At 36.4% G+C, this 313-nt stretch carries 1 protein-coding gene; it reads right to left on the bottom strand.

All coding sequences use genetic code 11. The features are described from left to right. Window positions 1–313 (bottom strand): P-loop NTPase family protein (locus tag ACFIO5_RS12375; protein WP_522729900.1); only part of this gene is annotated, 313 nt, incomplete at both ends.

Below are 313 nucleotides of genomic sequence, written 5' to 3'. Positions count from 1 at the left end.
AGAAAAAAGTTTAAAAGCAACAGCTGTTAACAATGCATCATCAGGCTGATTGATCGCAACTAACATAATCGAATTAAGGCGACTTTTAAGATCATTTAACTTTAAATTCCATGTTGAAGGTACTGTACGTGCCGTCATCAACAAAGTAGCTTGGCACATATCAAGATTTGCTTGCTTAACGCTATTAATTAAGTGAAAAAGCCCTGTCTCACTGATTTCACCCAAATCAATATCCTCGATTAAAAATGATCTACCTGAAGAAGCCACAGCAATAGCTTGATCGATCTCATTGCGATGAAATCTTAAAGCATCC

Source organism: Bartonella sp. AA86SXKL, from assembly GCF_042196885.1.
Note: the sequence above shows the minus strand (reverse complement) of the source record. Positions and strands in the feature narration are given on the sequence as shown.